The organism is Desulfitobacterium sp. LBE (assembly GCF_007830365.1).
Taxonomy (GTDB): Bacteria; Bacillota; Desulfitobacteriia; order Desulfitobacteriales; family Desulfitobacteriaceae; genus Desulfitobacterium; species Desulfitobacterium hafniense.
In genome coordinates this window covers 1,435,790-1,456,993 of sequence record NZ_VLKD01000001.1, presented here as the reverse complement: position 1 = coordinate 1,456,993, position 21,204 = coordinate 1,435,790, and the positions used below count along the sequence as shown (strand labels likewise).

Below are 21,204 nucleotides of genomic sequence, written 5' to 3'. Positions count from 1 at the left end.
GCCTTTTTAGCATTCTCATTTATCAGATGATTCCCTTTGAATGATAAGAATTAGGTGATAGGGAGCAAAACTTTGAATAGACAAAAAATTTATTTTATGATAGTCTATCCCTAGAAGTGTGAATCAGACTTTGTCTGTTTAAGAGTGCCGAGAACACATTTGCTTTGGAAGGAGAGGGGATATAATGTCTGATTTAATGCAAAGAATTAAAGGTTCCTATACGATTGCATTTACACCTTTTCAAGAGGATGGAAGCGTGGACTATGAGGAATTTGCCAAGGAACTTAATTATCTGTCCAAAACCGGAGCTGAGGGCGTTGTTTTATATGGCATGACCAGCGAATACCATAAGCTTACCGACGCTGAAAAAACAGAGCTGACCCAAGTATTTTTGGATACCCTTAAAGGCCGGAAGGTGGTCAGTGTATTGTCTGTTACAGACTGGAGCACGGATGTGGCGGTAAAGACGGCCCAAAAATACCAAGCTCTTGGGGTGGATATGTTAATGGTGATGCCCCCCTTCTACTTTTCTCCCTCCGTAGAGGAAGTGCGCCGGCATATGATCTGCATACTGGAAGCGGTTGATATTCCTGTGCTTATTCAATATGCCCCATTAGCCACAAAGCTGTATTTGCCTGAAGAAGAACTGGTGGCCATGTCCGATAAGTATCCTCACGCGGCCTTTAAGATGGAGTATCGCCCGGCGCAAGATTTTATGCAGAAATTCCTCGACTTGAAACCGGATATGCCCATCTTGACAGGGTGGGCAGGGTTGGAAATTGTCGAGCTCTATAAAATCGGGGTCAGGGGGGTAATGACTGTAGGTGGTTTCACCGAACTCTATGCGGCAATCTTCAAGGAGCTGGATGCCGGCAATGAGGAAAAAGCAAAAGAAATCTACGGTAAGATGGAAAAATACCTTGGCGATTGGATGATTAACCCGGAGTCCCTCCTGGCGATTGAAAAGGAGATTCTCAAACGGCGCGGGATCCTGAAATCCAGCTATTGCCGCCGGCCGGCTTATCATGTGACGGAAAAAAACAGCCGGGAAATCGATGAGTTTCTGGCAGAGTTTGCCGAGTACCTATAAAGGGGCGTATTTGATGTTAAGAAGAAGTCATATTGTTGACCCGAGAGACAATGTTGCGGTGCTTTATGAAAATGCCGGCAAAGGGGATAGTATTCAAACCCCTCAGGGAGAGATAGTTCTCCAAGAAGATATTGAGTTTGCCCATAAAGTGGCGATGGTTGATTTAAAAGAGAATGAAGCAGTGATTAAGTACGGTGTGGAAATTGGACGTATGAACTATGCTGTTGCCAAGGGCACCTGGATTCATAGCCATAATATGAGCTGCATTCGCGGAACGAAAAAGGAGACGAAATAAATGGGCATGAAGTTTAGGGGATATAGACGTCCTGATGGAAGAGTAGGTGTTCGTAATTATATTGCCGTTATTCCCTCGGTTTTTTGCGCCAATAAAACAGCGGAACTTATTGCCGGTAAGGTAGAAGGAGCAATCGCCCTCCGCCATCCCCTGGGCTGCGGGCAAATTGGCTACGATTTTGAACTGACGGCGAGGACATTGATTGCCATGGGAACTCATCCCAATATTGGGGCGGTCCTTGTTGTAGGGTTAGGGTGCGAGCGTTTCACACCCAACGAATTGTATGAAGGGATTAAGAAATCGGGTAAGCCTGTGGAGATGATTATCATTCAGGAAGAAGGGGGTACCCTTCCCACCGTTGAAAAAGGGGTCGGCATAGTCCGGGAATTTGCTCGTCAAGAGTTTAACCGCCCTCGTGAAGAATGCGATATTTCCGAATTGATGGTCGCCCTGAAATGCGGCGGAACTGATGCAACCAGCGGACTTGCAGCCAATCCTACTCTGGGAGCGATGTCGGATCTGCTTTGTGAGCAAGGCGGAAGCGCAATTTTGTCGGAACTTAATGAATTGCTTGGTACGGAAGATATTCTGGCGGAACGGGCAGTTAGTGAAGATGTAGCTAAAAAGGTGTATGCCGCTATTTATGAGGTGGAGGATATCCTGCGCAATCGCATCGATGAGCGTTATGAAGGGCGCAACGCTCTGATTTCTCCAGGAAACTTCAGCGGCGGAGTCAGTTCCATTGTAGAAAAAGCTATGGGCGGCGTTCATAAGTCAGGGAGCTCTCCTATTGTGGATGTCTTAGAATACGCGGTTCCCCCGGAGTCTGGTAAAAAAGGCATGTTTTTAATGAATTATGAAAGCCATGACGGTGAAGTCGTAACAGGGATGATCGGATGCGGAGCTCAAATCGTGGCCTTTACAACCGGCCGCGGCAATCCCACAGGATTCCCTTTTGCACCGGTTGTTAAGATCACCGGCAATGAGTTTACTTTTGAGCAGATGAAAGATAACTTCGATTTTAATGCCGGGGATATTATTTCCCAAGGGACTTCCATTGAGGAAAAAGGAAAGGAACTTTTGGATATGGTGATCCGCATAGCCAACGGCGAGAAAACCAAATCCGAATGGATTGGAGCCGACGAATTGTTCTGCGTGGGCCGAAGAGATTTATAAAGAGCAAACTAATAAAAGGAGAGAGAAAATGGAGAAACTTAGAGGTATTATGGCACCTATGATCACACCCTTTAAACAAAATGGTGATGTGGATTACGACGCATTCGCCTTCAATGTCCGGAAATGGGCTCAAACGGGAATGAGCGGACTTTTGGTCCTAGGCTCCAACAGTGAAACCCCTCTGCTCAGTGAAGAAGAAAAACTGGAACTGATTAAGATCACTGTAGACAATGCCAATGGCAAGTTAGTTATGGCCGGAACCGGAATGGAAACGGTCCGGGAGACCATTGCCTTAACCAATAAGGCTGCCGACCTGGGCGTTCATTGCGCCTTAATCCTGACCCCCAGCTTTTATGATCAGGCCATGACTTCAGCCGCTTTGGAAGAATATTTTACAATGGTCGCCGATGGAACCCAAATCCCTATTCTTCTTTATAATGTTCCGAAATTTACTCATGTAAATATGGCTCCTGCCTTAATTGCCAAATTGGCCAAGCATCCGAATATCATTGGGCTCAAAGACAGTTCCGGAGATATGGTTCAGTTTGCCTCTTTAGTTCGCTTAATTCAGGAGGATGACTTTAGCCTTTTTGTAGGAACTGCCGGAGCACTTTATCCGGCCTTAACCCTAGGGGCGGACGGGGGAATACTGGCTCTGGCAAACTGCAACCCCGATGAATGCGTGGAGATCAATAATTTGTATCACAAAGGTGAAGGAGAAGCCTCCCGTGATTTATATCAGAGAATATTTCCGATTAACACGGCAGTCACGGCCACCTACGGTATCTCCGGCCTGAAGAGAGCCTGCGAGTTGATGGGATATAAAGGGGGGTATGTAAGAAAACCTCTTCAAGAAGTAAGTGATGAGAAAAGGGAAGAAATCAGGAGAATTTTAGAAACAGCTCAAGTGATCTGATTTGAGAGGATTATTTTGCAGTTTCTTTTAAGCATTAGGTACGAAGGATAGCCTGCCGTCTCGGATAAGTGCGTTCAGCGTACCCTTTTGCTTAGGGAAAGGTACTGCAAATTAAGGAGAGTTTTTATCATGGGATTTATTGAGAGTATTTTAGAGCCGGTGCCTATCCCCAAGGTGGTGAAGGTTGAACAAAGATTTCATGAGGATTATATAGAAGATATCGAAGGCTGTGTTCGAGAACAATTGATAAACTCCAGAGGCTACCGAAATATTAAACCGGGCCAATCCATTGCTATTACCGGAGGCAGCAGAGGGGTTCATAAAATTGCTGAAATCACCAAAGCTGTCTGTGACCTTGTTAAAGAAAGAGGTGCCCATCCCTTTATTTTTCCGGCTATGGGAAGTCACGGCGGAGCCACCGCAGAGGGACAGATTCATGTTTTGGAAATGAATGGGATAAGCGAGGCGACCATGGGCGTTCCCATAAAATCTTCTATGGAGGTCGTTGAAGTTGGCAGGATTTCGGACGGCCGTCCTGTTTTTATGGACCGTTACGCCTATGAAGCCGACGGGATCATCTTAATCAACCGTATCAAGGCTCATACTTCGTTTAAAGGGCCTTATGAAAGCGGTTTAATGAAAATGATGGCTATCGGTCTGGGCAAACAGCATGGAGCTCAAAACTACCATAAAACCGGCTTCGGCCAAATGCCACGGATCGTCCAGGAAGTGGGCACAGAGGTCCTGCGCCTGAATAAAGTCATTTTTGGCGTAGGCACAATAGAAAATGGCTACAATAAGGTAGCCAGAATCGCTTGTTTGGATCCTGAGGAAATCCTGGAAAAGGAAAAAGAGCTATTAAAATTAGCGAATGAATACCTTCCTAAAAATTTTTGGAAGCAAGCTGATGTTTTGATTGTTTGCTCCATGGGGAAGGACATTTCCGGAACGGGGTTAGATCCCAATGTCACCGGACGGTTTAATACGGATTTCTTTAAAAATGATATCAGTGTTTCTAAAATCGGGATACTGTCCTTGACGGACAAATCCGATGGCAATGCGGCTGGTGTCGGATTCGGTGACGTGATCACCCAGCGTCTCTATGACAAGATAAACTTCCAGAATATGTATCCCAATGTGCTTACATCTACGGTAATCAAAACGGCAAATATTCCCATGGTCCTGCCTAACGACAAGCAGGTGCTTCAGGCTGCGATTAAAACAGCCAATGTATTGCATGATGAAAAGTTGCGCTTAAGTGTCCTAAAAAATACAAAGGACTTAGAGCATATTTATATTACTGAAAACATGGTGGATGAAGCTATTGCTAAAGGTGTGAAGATTTTAAGCAAGCCTATGGCAATACCTTTTGACGAAAAAGGCAATTTATTGTTGAACTTCTAAGACCTCAAGAGCATTTTCGACATGTATTATTCACAATCGTCAAAAAAATTGGTTGAATGAGTAAATTTAGAATTGACAAAGAAATAATTGTGATATAATATGAAAGTCAGAAAGTCTGAATAAGACTTTCTGACTTTCATATTATAAAACCCTTTATCAATCCTCAAGGAGGGGATGCCGCAGGTTTCCTGTTTGTTAGTGCAACAATTCATAAGAGAAGGAGAGTGTTCAAATGCTGGCAGGATTAGGTTTCATAACCCTGATTGTTTTTATCACATTGATTCTTACAAAACGTTTGCATGTTATTACGGCGCTGGTTTTTGTACCCATTGCTGCGGGCTTATTGCTCGGAGTAAGTGTTACGGATCTGGGGGTTATGATGTTTGATGGCATCAAAACCGTTGCGCCGACGGCTATTATGATCATGTTCTCAGTTCTTTTCTTCGGAATTATGATCGATACCGGATTGTTCGATCCTCTTATTGCAGCTATTGCGAAATTTGCCAAGAATGACCCGGTCAAAATTGCCATTGGCACAGCCCTTTTGACCTTGTGTGTCTCCCTGGACGGTGACGGGCCGACAACATTCATGATTGTAACGCTGGCAATGCTTCCTTTATACAGGAAAGTCGGTATGAATCCTTTGATTTTGACAGGTCTTGCTGCTTTAGGGTTTTATCTCATGAACTCCTCCCCTTGGGGGGGACCTACGGCAAGAACTATGGCTGTATTGGATCTGGGAGTCGGTGAACTCTTTACGCCATTGATTCCCGCTATGATTGCCGGTGGTATTTATCTCCTGTTTATGGCTTATATGTTAGGGACTAAAGAGCGCAAGAGATTAGGGTATGTTAAAGGAGCGGCTGCTGAAATTGAAACCATAGATATGGCAAACATTCTCGGAGAACAGGATCAATCCATTAAACGTCCTAAGTTAAGATGGTTCAACCTTCTCCTGGTTGTGGGCTGTATTGTTTGCCTGGTTCTTAAAGTTGCTAAGCCTGCTGTCTTGTTCATGGTTTCTTTTGCCATCGGGATCTTCATTAACTATCGTGACTTTAAGCAAATGGAAGAACGTATCACAGCCAATTCAGGCAATGCCACCTTTGCAACGGTTATGATGTTGGCCGCCGGAATTTTCACAGGAATCTTCTCAGGAACTAAAATGATCGATGCTATGGCCATTTCAATGGTCACTGTCATCCCTGAAGCATTGAGCGGACTCCTGCCTGTATTTACTGCGGTGATTAGCTTTATCTCCACTTTGGTTATGACTCCGGATTCCTTCTATTATGGCGTTGTGCCTGTTCTCGCTCAGACGGGTGCAGTTTTCGGAATTGATCCGGCAGCGATTGGCCGGGCAGCTCTCCTAGGGCAAATCGGTTACGGCTTAAGTCCTTTGCTGGCTTCTCCACTGCTTCTGGCTGCCCTAGCTAAGGTGAACTATTCCGATCATCAGCGCTTCAACATCCTCTGGGGGTTTGGAATGGTGGCGGTGATGATTTTAGCAGGAGTAATCTTCGGAGTAATCTAAATACCAAGTTTCAGGAATATGTTTAAAACTCTTATGAAATCAACCTTTAATATATTTAGGTAGGCTGGAAAAGTCGTCTTAGATCCAAGGCGGTTTTTTATTTATTTATGATGATCGGCAGGACTCATCCCCATTACTTGAAAAGTGTCAGGATTGCTTTTATTATAGAATCAGGATGTAATATTATGATATTAGACTACAACAAAAAAGGATTATCATGATTTGGGAAGAAATATATTGGGTGAATGTTTCAACAGAGCAAAATAGAGTAAAATATTAATAGGACAGCAGGAGTTTATTAGGAAGTATTTATAGCTTCCTTTGTTGATAGGTAGGTGTATTTAAGAGTGCAACCAAACTTGCTTATAAAAAAGAAGAAATTGCATGAAGAAATTATTGAAAAAATTAACGAACTTATAGTTCAGGGAGGGTTTAAGGTTGGGGATAAAATTCCTTCCCTCTCTTATTTAAGTAATGCCTTCGGGGTGGGTGTGCCGACGATCAGAGAGGCTCTAAGTGTTATGTCTGCTCTCGGCTTAATGGAAATCAAGCATGGTAGTGGGGCCTATATAAAAGCTTTACCTTCCGCATTAGATCCTACGGCGGGATTAAGCCTTAACAACTCTTTGGAACTTCTCCATTGGTATCAATATCGCCGTGCTGTTGATGTGGAGGCTGCTGGTCTGGCTGCAGAAAATCGAACGGATGATGATATTTTCCTTCTTGAAGATATCCATCAGAGAATAGTAAATGATTTACGATATCGTGGAGAGGCTTCAGATTTCGACTTTGAGTTTCATCAGGCGATTGCAACGGCTACTCGTAATCCTGTGTTTGTAGAAGTGTCTGCCAATATCAAGCAAAAAATCCAGCATTTCTTTGAACTTAACTATCAACAATATAAGTTAACTACATCCCGAAAAGAAGGAATTATTAAGGAACATTTAAATGTTCTGGAGGCTATTAAAAACGGAGACAAGCAAAATGCTTACAAATTTATGAGAGTACATTTGAATAATGCTGAAAAGAAATTAAGATAATTCACTTAAGTTCCCACTTAAAATGAACCTATCGGGCGTAAGCTGATGAATCGCAATGTGGAAAAAATCCGCTCCCACTCGGGATAAAGCATCATAATGGCGCTTATTCTCTAAAAACGTCCCTCAGGGGGCGTTTTTTCATGTGTGAGAAAAGGCAGGCCGGAAGCCTGGCAAGAGGATATTGACTTCTTCCTGGCAAAGGGATACAATCCATATGACTAAAATAATGTTTTAGTCATATGGATTGTATGAGGTGAGAAGATGCCGAGATTTTCTGATACGGAAAAAGAAATGATCAGAGAAAAGCTTTTGCGGGAAGGAGAGAGGCTGTTTGTAGCTCATGGGGTGAAGAAAGTAACGGTGGATGATTTAGTCCAGGCGGCTGGGATTGCCAAAGGTTCCTTTTACGCTTTTTACACCAATAAAGAACATTTATATATGGATATTATTGAACAGTGTCAGATGAAGCTGTGGCAGGAACTGGACGATTTTTTGGCAGACCATAAGGATCTCCGGCCTCAGGAGCTGACGAAGCGGTCTTTTGGCCGGATGCTCGAGGGAGTAAAGGAGTATCCCATACTGGTTAAAACGGATTCTGCTGTCATGAGTTATTTGCAGCGCAAGCTGCCCCAGGATGTGCTGGACGCCCATGGGTTTGAGGACAGCAAAGCACTGGTCAAATTGCAGGAATACGGGGTTCAGTTTGCTTATGAACTTCCCGTGGTGGCTAAGGCGTTTCAGGCCTTATATGTGGCAATTGCCTATCTGCAGCAGGAAGAAGCGGACCATGCTGTGGTCGTAAACCTGCTGCTGGATAGCCTGATTGAACAGATTGTGAGGGCAAGCTATGATGATTAAAGTAGAAGGTGCATTCTATAAGTATCCGGGTGCTCCGCGGGATGTTATTCAGGACATCAGCTTCACAGTCAGGAAGGGAGAGATTTTTGGCTTTCTCGGTCCGTCGGGAGCCGGCAAAAGCACTTTGCAAAAAATCCTCACAGGAGTGTTGAGAGACTATCAAGGCCAGGTTCAGGTCTTGGGCACGGAAATGAAACACCGTAAAAGTTCATTTTATGAAAGGATTGGCGTGGATTTTGAATTCCCCAATTTCTACGGTAAGTTTACAGCCCTGGAAAACCTCCAGTATTTTGCTTCCCTTTACCATCAAAAAACTCTGGACCCGCTGACCTTATTGGAGCAGGTGGGTCTGCAGAATGATGCCCATAAAAGAGTAGCCAGCTATTCCAAAGGGATGAAGATGCGTCTGGGTTTTGTGCGCTGCCTGCTGCACAATCCCCAGCTGCTTTTTTTGGATGAGCCCACCAGCGGCCTGGATCCTGCCAATGCCAGAATCTTAAAGGATATAATGCTGGAGCAGAAAGAAGCAGGAAAAACCATCATTCTTACGACCCATAACATGCATGATGCCGGGGAATTGTGCGATCGGGTGGCGTTTATTGTGGACGGTAAAATTAGAGCCCTGAATACCCCCCAGGCTTTTCAGGTGGAGCGGAGCAGCAGTGCGGAAGTCAATTATTCCTATAGAAGGGATGGCCGAACGGTGGACAGACGGAGCACCCTCACCCAACTGGGCCAGGATGATGAGTTTGTTAAGGCTTTGCAGAACGGTTCACTGCTAAGGATTCACTCCAAAGAGCGGACCTTGGAGGAGGTTTTTATAGCTTTGACGGGGAGGCAGCTGCAATGAGGCTTTTTATGGCGACAGTTCATGATATACGCTATCAGGCCAAATACGGCTTTTACTTTCTGTATGCTTTTATTACGGTATTGTATTGTGCTATTCTGTACTTTTTACCCGATCAACACAAAGCAATCGGTGCCTCCCTCATCCTGCTGACCGATCCGGCAACCCTGGGCTTCTTCTTTGTCGGGGGCATTTGGCTGTTGGAAAAAGATGAAGGAATCCACCGGTTTTACGGCATTTCGCCGCTGAAGCCAATTGAATATATTTTGGCCAAAGGGTTGTCTTTGGCCATGATCTCCACCTTGTCCGCTTTCTTTATTGTTCGTTTCAGCCATCCCGGCTCAGCGGACTATCCTTTGCTGCTCAGCAGCATCTTTGTAGGCTCCTGTATTTTTACTCTCTTGGGCCTGGCGATGGCCACCTATGCCAACTCGGTCAACAGCTATATGGTCAAGGGGGTTCCGGTGGGAATGATATTGATACTCCCGCCCCTCTTAGTGGCTTTTCAGATCAGCCATCCGGTTTTGGAGATTATGCCGGGCACGATCCTCTGGCGGTTGATCGATGGTTCAATTAAGGGCCAGCTTGAACAGGGAAGTATAGTTTTTTTATTTGGACTGATGATTTGGCTGGGGATTTCCATCTGGATTGCCTTGCTGCGTGTTCCCTCAGCCTTGCAAGGGGAAGGGGGCGGCAAGCTATGAAGCAAACCCTCAAGTTATTCCAAATCGGCTTGCGGCAAATAACCTATGATGGCATGCTGTTAGTCCTGCTGGCCGCGCCTTTCCTATTCGGCTTGCTGGTCAAAATAGGCATTCCCAAGGCCGATGCCTGGCTGTTTCAGCAGGGGGCCTTGTCGATAAAGCCATGGTATTCTTTAGCCGATGGGATGATCATTATCTTAACGCCGATGCTGTTAGCCATGGTCAGTGCCTTTCTGCTGCTTGAAGAAAGGGATGAAGGAACCGGGGCTTATTATCAAATAACTCCTCTGGAGGGATATGCTTATCTGGCGGCGAGGATAGGCTTGCCGATGGTGTGGTCTTTTCTTTGTCTGATCGTGGTGACCATGCTTTGCGGCATAGCCCATCTCACCTTCTTGCAGATCCTCGCCGCCGGGTTGCTCAGCACCTTAACAGGGGCCGCGCTGGCAATGATGGTGGTATCCTTAGCCGGCAACCGGGTCGAGGGCCTGGCCATTTCCAAACTGACCAGTCTCAATCTGCTGGGATTATTGATGGTCTGGTTTGTCCCCAGGCCTTATCAATACCTGGGGGCCTTTCTGCCTGGTTATTGGGTGGGGAAAATAGTAGGGCAGGGGGCGGACTGGTTTTCTTTTTTGGCAGGATTCCTGATTTGCTGCTTATGGATAACCGCTTTCACCCGGAGATTTCTGCGGAAGATTTGATTGACTTTGATTGGTTGACTGGATCAGTCAGCGAAATAGGCCACGGCGAATTTTCCGGTAACCGGATTGGGATAGGTTTCGCAGCGGACACCGTAGATCTCTTCAATCAGCTCCTTGGTCAGGACCGCTGGAGGTTCGCCATGGGCTACGACGGAACCCCGGTCAAGCACATAAAGATAGTCGCAATAGTCCGCAGCCAGGGTCAGATCATGTAAAGCCGCCAGGACACCGATGCCCAGCTTTTTGACTATGGATAAGATCTGAAGCTGGTAACGGATATCCAGGTGATTGGTCGGTTCATCGAGAATGAGAAACTCAGGCTGCTGGGCGACAGCCCTAGCCAGGATGACCCGCTGCTTCTCTCCTCCGGACAATGAAGAATAATTCCGTTCCCCATAGCTGTGGAGATCGACTTGCCGGAGAGCGGCATCAACAATGACGAAATCCTCTTTTGTATCCGCCTCCAACAAGGCTTTGTGAGGGGTTCGGCCCATCATAACCATTTCCCGGACGGTAAAATCAAAATCCAATTCATTAAATTGACCGACCACAGCCATATGCTTGGCCACAGCTTTGGGGCTGGAACCCAGAACATCGCACTCATCCAGAAAAACCGTTCCCCCCTGGGCGGGCAGGGCTTTGTACAGTGTCTTCAAAAGGGTGGATTTCCCACTGCCATTGGGACCGATCAGGCCGACAAAGCGGCCCTTCTCCACTTGCAGAGAAACATCCTTGACAATTTCTTTTCGTGCTAAGGTGGTTGAAATATGCTTGACTTCCAAGTTCATAATTATTCCTTTCCAAACCGATAACCGCGTTTGATCAGCATATAGATGAAGACCGGCGCACCGGCCATAGCGGTGATGATACCGATCGGGATTTCCGTCTTCGGCAGAATAATCCTGGCGATGAGATCTGCCCAGATTAAGAACAAGGACCCGGTCAGAATGGCAACCGGCATCAACCGGCGATGATCCGACCCCAGAAATCCCCTGACGATATGGGGGATAATCAGGCCCACAAAACCAATCATACCGCAATAGGAAACCACCACCCCGGTGATCAGGGAGGAGATAACCATATAGACCCGGCGGTAGACTGTGAGATTTACGCCTAAAGTGACTGCCGCCTCATCGCCCATCAACATGGTATTTAAAATCCGGGACTGGGATAAGGCAAAGAGGGAAGCCGCCAGGATGATGATCAAAAGAACCGGGAGCTTCTCCCATTTGGCGGCGGCCAGACTGCCCATAGTCCAGAAGGTGACACTTTTAATCCCCTCTGAATCATTGGCAAAGAAAATGATAAAGTTGGCAAAGGCGTTGCATAGGGCATTGACCACCATGCCGGATAATACCAGCTTGGTGGAGGTGGATTTCCCGCTCAGCTCCGCCAGAGCCAGAACCGCCAGTGAGGCGGCAAAGGCTCCGCTAAAGGCCCCGAAAGCTACGCTGATCTGGGAAAGCAGGCCCGCTGCCCCAAAGCCGATCAAAATAGCGAAGGTCGCTCCCAGCGAGGCCCCGGAGGAAACGCCGAGGATATAAGGATCGGCCAGAGGATTCTTTACCGCGGCCTGCATCATGGTGCCGCACATGGCCAGACCGGCGCCTACCAGCAGGGCGGTCAGAACTCTGGGCAGGCGGATATCCCAGACGATGTACTGCAAGGACCCGGCAGTGATTTCTGAGATATCCCCAAGGGCTACCCCCGTCAGTTTAAAGAAAAGAATCTTATAGGTGAGAGCCGCCGGAATCTGCACTTGGCCCAGAGATGTGGAGAGAATCATGGAAAGCAGGATCAGAACCCCCAAAACAAGGAGGGAAAAGACAAAGATCGTATTCTTGTTGGTTGTGGTCTTTTGACGTTGGGCGCTGGCATGCTCCATGTTAGGTGGACTCCTTCCTGATGAGGGTGTTATTTTGATTTTCCATGTGCAGGATACGGTTGCAATCGGCCAGGGTGGAGCTTCTATGGGAGACGATGAGCAGCGTCGTCTCCGCGTATTCCTCGCGGAGGGTCTGCAGAAGACTCTTTTCGTTGAGAATATCCAGACTGCTGGTCGGTTCGTCCATGACCAGCATATCCGGGTTGGAGAGCATAGCCCGGGCTATCCCGATCCGCTGCCGTTCCCCTCCGGAAAGGCGGCCGCCCAAATCTCCCATCCGGGTATCGTAGCCTTCCGGCAGAGTTTCGATGAATTGATGAATGCGGGCGCGTTTGGCGGAAAGCACTACCTCTTCCCGGGTAGCCCCGGGCTTGCCCAGGGCAATATTGGCGGTGATGGTATCGTCAAAGATAAAGGTTTCCTGCTCCAGCATGGCAATGCGGGAACGGAGGCGCTGCAGGGACAGGCGCTGCAGGGGAATGCCGTTGATTCGAATCTCCCCTTCGGTTGGCTCCCAAAAGCGCAGAAGCAGGCGGGTAAGGGTGGATTTACCGATCCCGCTTGCACCGGCAATGCCGATCTTGTCTCCCTTTTCAATGGTCAGATTCCAGTGCTGCAGAACCGGGTTTTGCTCTTTGTGATAAGCAAAGGATACATCAGCAAACTCGATCCGCTCTATACTCTCCAGCTCCAGAGCATCTTCGGCCTCCCTGACTTCCGGTTCGTCGTCCAGAATAGCGAAAAAGCGCTGGGCAGCGGCAAAAGTCTCTAAAAGATTGGAGATGACGGTGGTCAGGGACTGGGTGGAGGAAAAGGATGCGGAGACCACAAAAGACAAGAGGATGATGTCCTCAGGATGGGTCACGCCGCGGGCGGCCAGCAGGGAAGCAATCGCCAGCACCAGGATGCGGGCCAGATAGATGAAAAAGGCCGGAGCGGAGACAACCAGCTGCCTGTGGATGGTCAGGGCATGAGCGGCCCGATTGATGCCACGGGTTTCTTCCGCACCCAGCTGAGCCCGTTTCTCGCCGAAGCGAAAAATTTGGATATCTTTAAAGGCAGTGATGCTCTCCACCATAAAAGAGTTCAGCCTGCCCAGCCGTTCCCGGTAGTTCTGTCCGATAGAGCGCCCCAGGCGGATGGCCAGCAGGGGAAGAACCACACAGATCATGATATAAACCGGCAACAGAGCCAAGGCAAAGGAACTGTGGATGGAGAGGGCCAGAAGCAGGGTCAGAAGGGGGAGCAGGATCATTGTAAAGAGGGGGCCGATGGTATGGGCAAAAAAGAACTCAATGGTCTCAATATCGGATATGGCTACGGAAAGGATGTCGCCTTTTTGCCTGTCCATCAAACGGGCCGGGGCTAGGCGCCGCAGCGCTGTAAACAGATCCCCCCGCATATCCGCCAACAGCCTGTATGCCGCGGTATGGGAGTAAATGCCTTCCAGATAGCGGCAGATACCGATTCCCAAGGAGCAGATCAGCATCAATATTGCCCAGAGGGCGGGAGGGGAAGTCAGCAGTCCGGCACTGGCTGAAATCAGCAGGGCACCTGACCCCATCAAGCCGACATGACCAAGATTGCCGAGGATGCTGGCCAGGGTGGAAACGGTCAAATCACGCTTTTCGGAGGCAGCGATCCGGAAGAGGCGACGGACAAGAGTCAAGGTAGGGGTCGGAGTCTTCGTCATGATGCATTTCCCTCCATCTGCTGCTGTGCACCGTGCTGTTCCAGGGCGGACTGCTCCTGGACAAGGTGATAATACAGTTTTTTATGGTCCAACAGCTGGGCGTGCTGCCCGGATTCGGCCACCCGCCCCTCTGACAGCACATAGATCTGATCAGCATCCCGAATGGTGGACAGTCGATGGGAGATGATGATCAGGGTGCGGGTTTGACTGAGTTCAGCGATGCAGGCCCAGATATCTCGTTCACTCTCCGGGTCCACGCTAGAGGTTGCTTCGTCAAAAATGATATAAGGCGCGTCACAGAGCAGGACCCGGGCGATCCCCAGTTTCTGTTTTTGACCGCCGGAAAGTTTGCCCCCGGCATCGCCTACTTGCGTATTCAGGCCTTCCGGCTGAGTGAGGAGCCAGTCCAGAAGCCGGACCTGTTCCAAGACATCCAACAGTTGTTCATCGCCGGCAGCCGGGGCGGCGATGCGGAGATTCTCGGCAATGGTGCCGCTGAAGATGCCTACCTGCTGCGGTACCATTACGATCTGCCGGCGCAGGGTATCCGGAGCATAGCAAGCATAATCGACACCGTCCAAGTAAATGCTCCCGGAGCCGGGGTCCATAAACCTGACCAGCAATCCGGCCATAGTGCTCTTGCCGCTGCCTGAGGTTCCGACCAGCGCTGTTACCTGATTTTTGCGGATGTCCAGAGTAATGGCGTCAAGGACGGGTTTTCTGCCGGCATAGGCGAAAGATACCTTCTCCAGGTGGATGCCCCCAGGAGAGGGAACCTTTGGGGAATTGCCAGGGGGCAGAATGGGTCTTGAGGAGTCGATCTGCAACAAATCTCCTATGTTCTGAGCAGCCGCAATGCCGTTGAGGGCCAAATGAGTGATCTCCATCAGATGCCGGATGGAGGCAAAGAACCCGTAGCCCAGCATCAGGACCATGAGGGCGCTGGCGAGAGGGACTTGGCCCCGGCTGAGCTGCCCAGAGATGAAAATCACCGACAGGAAGACGGAAAGATAAATAAGGCCGTCGGAAAGCAGAAAAGAGACAAAATTATGTTTGATGATCTCCATGAGCCGGAGATTGAAGGTATTGGCTTTAGCCCGGATGATGTCCTCTCTGGGGTGATCCTGATTAAAGAGCTTCAGGGTGGTCAAGCCGCGCAGGCTTTCCAGATAATATCCTGTCAGCTCCCGGAAACTGTCCCAGACGTTGGCCTTAAGTCCTTTAATAATTATTTTGAACAGATTATTGGCCGGCAGCAGCACCAGTGTGACCAACAGCAGGAAAACGGCCACGGGCAAAGAAACGTCCTTGAGAAGGAAAAACAGGTAAAAGGGTGCGCTCAGAGCATACAAAAGGCTGGGCAGATATCTGGAATAATAGATCTGCATGGCTTCCACACCATCCACCGTTGCGGCCACGGCGGCGGACATCCCGATCTTCTCCAGATTTCCGGTATCCAGCTGGAGAAGCTTGGTGAAAATCTTGTCACGGAACATAAGGCGGGCCTTAGCGCCACAGCGGTATTCCGCCTCGCCCACCAGAAGCTCGCCTGTCAGAGTCATGAGGGAAGCCGCCAATGCCCATAGGAGGGCGTCCCCCAGACCGTCGGTAAGTTCCGGGGAGATAGCCATGGAAGCCAGAAAACCCGAGGCTGCTCGGGCAAAGAGGGCGATTCCAGCCAAGGTAAAAAGCTTAAGCCCCAGGGTAGTGAAGATCCAGAGCCAAAGCCCCTTGGCCATTTTCAGCAGAGTTTTATTGATGAGAAGCACCAGGTCACCTCCAGCTAGGAAAACATCGCGGCAGCCGGTCCGGATCGGACTGCTGCCGCTCAGTGATTAATTCATAGAGCCCGGGTAGATTTCTTCGGCCAGTTTAGCCAGACCCTCGAGGGTACAATAGCCATGGCCCATAATATCGTTGAACGGCACAAGATAGACGGCCTTGTTGGCAATAGCCGGAATGTTTTGCAGTGGGGCCTGGGAGAGTAGATTAGAGACGTCTTCCTCTGCTTTCAGGGCACTGCCCACATAGTCGATGTAGATAATGATGTCGGGGTTGATGGCGATCATGTTTTCCAGGCCCAGGCCGGTGCCCCCTTGTTCAGTAGCGTTCGTGTAGCCAAGTTTGGCCAGGAAGTCATTTTGCAGCTTGGCTTTGGCGCCATATTGCCCATAGGTACTGCCGTCAAAATCCGTAATCATCAGAGCGGTTTTGCCGCTGGGCTGGCCTTCCAGGGCAGCCTTGATTTATGGGCTTTAGCCTGTTGAGCGAGAGCGAAACAAAAAACCACCTGCTACGCGGGTGGCGACAAAAAGTTATACAAAGAAAACACCTTTCCGGTTAAAGTAGAGATGTTCAAGCTACTAAATTAACGGAAGGAAAGGTGTTTTCATGGCTAACAAAGAGTATAGCTTAGCGCATACAAAATGGATGTGCAAGTATCATATCGTCTTCACTCCTAAGTATAGAAGAAAAATAATCTATAATCAATATCGAGAAAGCATAGGAGAGATTCTAAAACAACTGTGTGGGTATAAGGGAGTAGAGGTGATTGAGGGGCATCTCATGCCGGATCATGTACACATGTTAGTAAGTATCCCGCCCAAGATAAGTGTGTCGAGTTTTATGGGATATTTAAAGGGAAAAAGCGCGTTAATGATATTCGACAAACATGCCAATTTGAAATATAAGTTTGGCAATCGTCATTTTTGGGCGGAAGGGTATTATGTGAGCACAGTAGGGCTAAACGAAGCGACCATAACGAAGTATATCCAAGAACAAGAAAAGCATGATATAGCCCTGGATAAATTAAGTGTGAAGGAGTATGAGGACCCCTTCAAGGGGTAGTAAGCAATACAAATGTCCCTTTAGGGGCTGCAAAAGTGGCAAAGGCAAAGTAGCTTGAACGAAGTGAAAGCCAGCGTCTTTAGGCGCTGGCCGGTAACAGAGGCTTATAGCCTCAGAGCAAACCACCCGTTGGACGGGTGGTGATGATTTTATCCAGCTTACCTTGAAGCTCATCGGCATAGGCGTTGGCTCTATCCTGAACGTCGAAGATTTGACCGATGGTACGGATATCACGGATGATATCTTCCATGGTGGGAGAGCCGGTCAAGCTGCTGGAGGCCCAGATGTAGCTGTTGATTTTTATATCGTTGTAAGCTTGCACTGTTCCCAGTCCGTATTCCCTTTCATGGAAGTCCATAGCCCGGCCCATAACCAGGTCAGGGGATGCGCCCAAAACCAGCTCCATGGGCGGCCACTGATCGGCGATCACAGGCAGGGCTTGCCCTTCAGCCCGTATATCTTCAGGGAAATCACTGATAATATTGGCAACACCGACGATTTTATCACCCAGACCCAGCTTAAGCAGGATTTCAATGCTTGCCTGGGTTGTGGCGACAACCCGTTCCGGAGCCTTGGCAAAGACTTGAGTGAAGGGATTGCCCTCCCCATCAAAATTGTTGATTTCCAAAGGATAAGTGGTTCTTGTTGCCGCAGAAGCCGGTGGTGTCGTTTCACCTGACTGGACCGGGGAACCGTTCCCGGGCTGTTGAGCTGCCGGGGATGGAGAGCAGGCGCTCAGTCCCAGGGTGAGGAAAAGACTTAAGCTCAGGCCCAGCCATTTTTGCAAAGGTTTGAATTTCACTTAGACGCAACTCCTCTTTCGCTAGTTGAAGTTAGCTTGAGCTAACTTTGGGTTCAAAAAAAACTGCTTTTTCGTCAGCCCGTGAACCGTATTTATTGTAGCAAACTTGGCTTAGGGAAGGAAATGGACGTTTTCTAACCTGTGATGGATTTTTTCGCGTCCAACATAGCAAAACCGGTCGGCGAGTGGCCGGTCTGTTTTTTAAACAATCTGCTGAAATAATAGCTGTCATGATAGCCGACGCTTTCAGCAATTTCCGCCACTGTGTAGGAAGATGTCTGCAGCAATCGCTTGGCATGGTTTATGCGCAGCCGGGTTAAATAGGCAAGGGCGGGGACACCGACATTTTTCTGGAAAAGATAACTGAAGCGTTTGATGTCTATAGCGTAAAATTCTGCCAACTGGCCGATGGTGATACCTTTTGTGTAATTCTCATGGATAAAATTAACCGCATCAGCGACGATTTTTTCATCATCCCGTTGTTGATAGCGTATAGCGGAGGTCACAATCTCTTCCAGCAAGGCGGCAAAAAGCGTTCTTAGCTGCAGGGAAGACAATTTTCCGTAGGTATGTTCAATTCTGTTGAGCTGCTCCCCGTAATTGGCGATCTTGGCATTGATTCCGGTTTCGATCAGAAAATGAGAATCATAGCAAGGGAAAAGGGCGGTGTCTTGCTCGGCTATATTATAATGGACCACTACGTAATGCCAGGTCTGGTCGCTGATAATCTCCTTATCCAGATTCATATAGGCTCCGGCATGAAGGATGATCCCCGGCTTCAGCTCATAAGGGGTGCCATTGAGGGTGTAGCAAGCTTTACCGCTCAAGGGGATGAGCAGCCCGCTGCCTGATGAGTTGGTATAATGCCCGTATAGTTTCTCCTGAGGAGGCATGGATTCCCTGTATGTATCCTTCAATGAGGGCTGGGCATAAGAGTAATACTCGATAAGTTCATCGATGTCCATAGCCATAGTGTTCATAACTCCTTTCCGCTGACCTTGCTGTTTTGTCGGTATTTATCGATATTTATCGAAACATGACGTTTTTAGGCTTTTCTGATGCTTTAGTATAGCATAGCTCCACTTCAATTCGTACTTAAGACGATATGTCCATTATGATATGTCTATTATATTGAAGTTGTTGCTTTTTACAGTCCAAAACATTTGCGAAAATCGCTGGGAGTGATGCCGTGCACTCCTTTGAAGGCTGCGGCAAATTTAGCCGGGTTCTCATACCCGCACAGGGCGGCGATATTTTTGATATTCAGCTCATCATTGGCCAGCATCTGCATGGCCCGCTTCATGACCGCCTCCCGGGTGTAGGCGTAAAGGGTCGTGCCATAGAGGCTTTTGAAGGATATGCGCAGCTTGCTTTCACACATTTCCGCCAGATAACAGAGCTCTTCTATAGAGGGAGGCTCAAGGGGGTTCGTGTCGATCCGGTCCCGGACCCGGTAGAGTTTCATTTCATCGTTCCAGGTGACATAGTGGCGGCGTGTATGCTTATGCCGTTCCTGATCCAGATTATGGGCGAAAATGCACAAAAGCTCCATGGCTTTGCACAGGTAGGCTGGAGGTGGCAGGCGGTTCCCCCGTACACCCCAGCGGATCTGCTCCATGACCATCATGACGTTAGGACTGTCCACATGGGGAGTTTTCCACTGTTTGGCATCCTGGACCCCAATCGGATAGTTGAAGCCATGGGCTTCAAGAAAGGATTGGATGCAGGAGTCGAAGATCAGGATACTGGTAAAGCAGGCGTGAACACCGGCCGGAAAGGTCAAACGGAAGGGCTTGCCTGTATTGACGAATAATTGGGTGAAGGGGCTCAGTTTTCGGGCAGGTTTGCCGCGCTGGGTCAGAGTGATATCACCGCAGTCAATGCAAAAAATCCAGAGGCAGGGCTGCGCGATGTTCATGGTATAGTCCAGGGTCTTTTCCGGGGTAAACCAAGCGCTGGAAGCGTATAAGCCCGGCATAGGTCGGACTTCATTGAGCCAGCCGTTTTTCCAGGTGGAGGGCAGGGTATAATGGGCGTAATGCTTATGATGTCTGATCGCAAAGCCGAAGTGCTCTGCCCATGCTTCCCAGCCGAGCGGCTGATATGTAGGTGTCAATAGTAGCCCTCCCTGCTCTATTCTTTCAATGAATATAGTATAGCAAATGTTGAGAATGATTTTCAATTGAAATATAATCCAAAACGTGATAAGGGCAATCCAAAATGAATCGCCATGAAGCCGGAAAAATCCCTTGCTCAATGAGGATTGGCGAGGGGGTCAGGAACAGTTGAGTTTCCCTGCTGCTCTATGGGGATGATTGACAGCAAAAATGCGAGCGTGATAGGATACAAAAGAGTTAGTTGACGCTAACTCCTCCGGCAGCGCGCGCCCGGCTTGGTTATAAAGATGAATGCCAGGGAGGATAAACATGAGAACACTGATGAAACGCTTGCTACCAATGATGCTGGGCATGGCTCTGCTGCTGACGGCCGCAGGCTGCCAGAATTCCAACGCTGCGTCCGGCTCGTCGGCACAGCCTGATGACAAGGCTATAGAACCGGAAAGCACCACCCGCATAGTCAGCACGGTGATGGGGGATATTGAAGTTCCTCTTAAGCCACAGCGGGTCATCGTCAACTGGTATGTGGGCGATGTTTTTGCTCTGGACTTAAATGTAGCGGGGTATTATGGCTGGGAACATGAAACCATGCCTTTCTATGAGAAATTAGCCTCAACCACCAAGATCGAAACCTGGGATCAGGAGGATATTTTAAAGCTTGATCCGGATCTGATTATTACTTATAAGATGGACGACTACGACGCTTTCCATAAGATTGCTCCAGTGCTGGTCATTCCGGAGGGGGATCTAAATTCCCTGGAGCGGGTTGCCTTCATTGGTGAAGCCACCGACCGGACGGCAGAGGCTAAAGCAGTGGTAGAGAAATTCGAGACCAAACTTGCCGCCGCGCAAAAGGCTTTGCATGGGGAGCAATTTGCCGGGAAGACCTTCAGCATTAACGAAGATTGGGGCTCCGGTTCCTATGGGGTTTATTATGAGACAGGATCCAGGGGCGGGACCCTGGTCTACAATTACCTGGGCTTGCAGAAGCCTGCCAAACTGGAAGAGCTCGTTGCCAGGACCGGGGAAGGCCGGGGCGGCTTAAGCTATGAAGTGGCGGCAGAGTATTTCGGCGACTATGTCCTCTGGTTCCGCCAGGATAACGGGGCAGAAGAGACCCCCACTGAATATGAAAGGAGTCCGATCTGGAAGAGCATTCCTGCTGTGCAGGCAGGCAATGTGGTCACCATCCCCGGAAAGCTGAGCGGACTGTTCTATTATTCCGATGTCCTGAGCTTAACAGGTCAGCTCGATTATATTGTGGATGCCCTCAATACACTAAAAAAATAGCC

Annotated in this window: 21 protein-coding genes; 13 read left to right on the top strand and 8 right to left on the bottom strand. The window is 48.6% G+C overall.

The features are described 5' to 3' along the window. The first annotated feature begins 184 nt into the window (after positions 1–184). From DESLBE_RS07035 to DESLBE_RS06985, 11 genes are all read left to right on the top strand, one after another. Positions 185–1,090 (top strand): dihydrodipicolinate synthase family protein, encoded by a 906-nt coding sequence (locus DESLBE_RS07035; RefSeq protein WP_144675957.1) that lies wholly within the window; start codon positions 185–187, stop codon positions 1,088–1,090. Between the two features lie 13 nt (positions 1,091–1,103). Continuing rightward, positions 1,104–1,385, top strand: coding sequence for a UxaA family hydrolase (locus tag DESLBE_RS07030; protein ID WP_144675955.1), 282 nt, complete (start codon positions 1,104–1,106; stop codon positions 1,383–1,385). After that, on the top strand, positions 1,386–2,561 hold the full coding sequence (locus DESLBE_RS07025; protein ID WP_144675953.1) for a UxaA family hydrolase: 1,176 nt from the start codon (positions 1,386–1,388) through the stop codon (positions 2,559–2,561). It begins immediately after the preceding gene. A 28-nt stretch (positions 2,562–2,589) separates the two neighbouring features. Then, on the top strand, positions 2,590–3,477 hold the full coding sequence (locus tag DESLBE_RS07020) for a dihydrodipicolinate synthase family protein (protein ID WP_144675951.1): 888 nt from the start codon (positions 2,590–2,592) through the stop codon (positions 3,475–3,477). 129 nt (positions 3,478–3,606) lie between these two features. After that, complete coding sequence (locus DESLBE_RS07015) at positions 3,607–4,881, top strand: lactate racemase domain-containing protein (protein ID WP_144675949.1); 1,275 nt, start codon at positions 3,607–3,609, stop codon at positions 4,879–4,881. 232 nt (positions 4,882–5,113) lie between these two features. Then, positions 5,114–6,415, top strand: a complete 1,302-nt coding sequence (locus DESLBE_RS07010; RefSeq protein WP_144675947.1) for a citrate:proton symporter — start codon at positions 5,114–5,116, stop codon at positions 6,413–6,415. A 347-nt stretch (positions 6,416–6,762) separates the two neighbouring features. Then, positions 6,763–7,455: a FadR/GntR family transcriptional regulator gene (locus DESLBE_RS07005; RefSeq protein ID WP_172625397.1), complete on the top strand. Its 693-nt coding sequence runs from the start codon at positions 6,763–6,765 to the stop codon at positions 7,453–7,455. Positions 7,456–7,716: 261 nt separating this feature from the next. Further along, the gene (locus tag DESLBE_RS07000) at positions 7,717–8,313 is read left to right on the top strand and encodes a TetR/AcrR family transcriptional regulator (RefSeq protein ID WP_144675943.1); all 597 of its coding nucleotides are present in this window, start codon (positions 7,717–7,719) and stop codon (positions 8,311–8,313) included. Beyond that, positions 8,303–9,163, top strand: a complete 861-nt coding sequence (locus tag DESLBE_RS06995) for an ABC transporter ATP-binding protein (protein WP_144675941.1) — start codon at positions 8,303–8,305, stop codon at positions 9,161–9,163. The genes DESLBE_RS07000 and DESLBE_RS06995 overlap by 11 nt, the downstream gene beginning before the upstream one ends. Beyond that, the gene (locus DESLBE_RS06990; protein ID WP_144675939.1) at positions 9,160–9,864 is read left to right on the top strand and encodes an ABC transporter; all 705 of its coding nucleotides are present in this window, start codon (positions 9,160–9,162) and stop codon (positions 9,862–9,864) included. The genes DESLBE_RS06995 and DESLBE_RS06990 overlap by 4 nt, the downstream gene beginning before the upstream one ends. Next, positions 9,861–10,568, top strand: a complete 708-nt coding sequence (locus DESLBE_RS06985) for a hypothetical protein (protein WP_144675937.1) — start codon at positions 9,861–9,863, stop codon at positions 10,566–10,568. Before DESLBE_RS06990 ends, DESLBE_RS06985 begins: the two co-directional genes overlap by 4 nt. 23 nt (positions 10,569–10,591) lie before the next feature. Here DESLBE_RS06985 and DESLBE_RS06980 read toward each other — a convergent pair whose 3' ends face one another. The 5 genes from DESLBE_RS06980 to DESLBE_RS06960 form a co-directional block, all read right to left on the bottom strand. Then, positions 10,592–11,356 carry an ABC transporter ATP-binding protein gene (locus DESLBE_RS06980; protein WP_144675935.1) on the bottom strand — a complete coding sequence of 255 codons (765 nt, stop codon included), beginning with the start codon at positions 11,354–11,356 and terminating at the stop codon, positions 10,592–10,594. Between the two features lie 2 nt (positions 11,357–11,358). After that, positions 11,359–12,453 (bottom strand): iron ABC transporter permease, encoded by a 1,095-nt coding sequence (locus DESLBE_RS06975; protein ID WP_144675933.1) that lies wholly within the window; start codon positions 12,451–12,453, stop codon positions 11,359–11,361. A gap of 1 nt (position 12,454) precedes the next feature. Continuing rightward, positions 12,455–14,146, bottom strand: coding sequence for an ABC transporter ATP-binding protein (locus DESLBE_RS06970; RefSeq protein ID WP_144675931.1), 1,692 nt, complete (start codon positions 14,144–14,146; stop codon positions 12,455–12,457). Further along, positions 14,143–15,915, bottom strand: coding sequence for an ATP-binding cassette domain-containing protein (locus DESLBE_RS06965; RefSeq protein WP_144675929.1), 1,773 nt, complete (start codon positions 15,913–15,915; stop codon positions 14,143–14,145). The genes DESLBE_RS06970 and DESLBE_RS06965 overlap by 4 nt, the downstream gene beginning before the upstream one ends. A 66-nt stretch (positions 15,916–15,981) precedes the next feature. Continuing rightward, positions 15,982–16,380, bottom strand: coding sequence for a hypothetical protein (locus DESLBE_RS06960; protein WP_348981681.1), 399 nt, complete (start codon positions 16,378–16,380; stop codon positions 15,982–15,984). A gap of 157 nt (positions 16,381–16,537) precedes the next feature. Here DESLBE_RS06960 and tnpA point away from each other — a divergent pair, with 157 nt between their 5' ends. After that, positions 16,538–16,993 (top strand): IS200/IS605-like element ISDha13 family transposase, encoded by a 456-nt coding sequence (gene tnpA, locus DESLBE_RS06955; RefSeq protein ID WP_005816675.1) that lies wholly within the window; start codon positions 16,538–16,540, stop codon positions 16,991–16,993. A gap of 112 nt (positions 16,994–17,105) precedes the next feature. Here tnpA and DESLBE_RS06950 read toward each other — a convergent pair whose 3' ends face one another. The 3 genes from DESLBE_RS06950 to DESLBE_RS06940 form a co-directional block, all read right to left on the bottom strand. Beyond that, positions 17,106–17,795, bottom strand: a complete 690-nt coding sequence (locus DESLBE_RS06950; protein ID WP_144675925.1) for an ABC transporter substrate-binding protein — start codon at positions 17,793–17,795, stop codon at positions 17,106–17,108. Positions 17,796–17,929: 134 nt separating this feature from the next. Further along, entirely contained in the window at positions 17,930–18,766 is an 837-nt protein-coding gene (locus DESLBE_RS06945; RefSeq protein ID WP_172625396.1) for an AraC family transcriptional regulator, read from the bottom strand. Positions 18,767–18,942: 176 nt separating this feature from the next. After that, complete coding sequence (locus tag DESLBE_RS06940) at positions 18,943–19,911, bottom strand: AraC family transcriptional regulator (RefSeq protein WP_144675921.1); 969 nt, start codon at positions 19,909–19,911, stop codon at positions 18,943–18,945. Positions 19,912–20,221: 310 nt separating this feature from the next. On the opposite strand from DESLBE_RS06940, the gene DESLBE_RS06935 reads away from it, so the two are divergent. Further along, positions 20,222–21,202 carry an ABC transporter substrate-binding protein gene (locus DESLBE_RS06935; RefSeq protein WP_243131250.1) on the top strand — a complete coding sequence of 327 codons (981 nt, stop codon included), beginning with the start codon at positions 20,222–20,224 and terminating at the stop codon, positions 21,200–21,202. Positions 21,203–21,204: the final 2 nt, after the last annotated feature.